This window comes from Oleiphilus sp. HI0125, assembly GCF_001635355.1.
Window position 1 is genome coordinate 1 of sequence record NZ_LWGF01001192.1, and the last position, 583, is coordinate 583.

The following is a 583-nucleotide window of genomic DNA, read 5'->3' on the forward strand; positions in this document are numbered from 1 at the left end:
ACTCGGAACATATTTATCTTTCTGCCCCCAAACAGCCTCAATATTGCATCGAGCAGATAAGCGCTCAAGGTCATTTTGAAACACCAAAAACTTGCGTGGATCGGCAGAGCGATACAATTTCAAAATGGTCGATCTAGTCTTCCATTGTGACAGTTTATGGGAGTAAGTGTGATCTATCTGCTCTGTCGTTAGCAACGCTCCTCCGCGCTTCATTTCCCATCGAAAAACGTGCTTGTTCGCCAGTAGCATGGATAACTCTCCGAGTATTGGCGTTTGCCAAACTCTCGCCCAAGGGTGCCACTTATACAGATGACTAAAAGGGAAAGATCCACCAACAACACGTTTCACTTTCTCGGGAAACTGACACGCGAAAGACAAGGCAAAAATCCCGCCCCAGTCATGTGCGACAAGCGTGAATGGCGTAGGAATTTCCAAGGTCTCAACAAGCTGATTTACATACTGCCCATACGCTTTCAACTCGAAACGATAATCCTGAGGAATTTCAGAGCGATAAAAACCGGGAAGATCCGTTAAATAACATCGATAGTCAGACGACACCTCTTTTAGAAGAGGCCGCCATAGT

Annotated in this window: 1 protein-coding gene; it reads right to left on the minus strand. The window is 45.8% G+C overall.

Annotation, left to right across the window (positions count from 1 at the left end; translation table 11 throughout):
* The coding region (locus tag A3762_RS20585) for an alpha/beta hydrolase (protein ID WP_156493637.1) at window positions 1–583 on the minus strand (583 nt) is incomplete at both ends.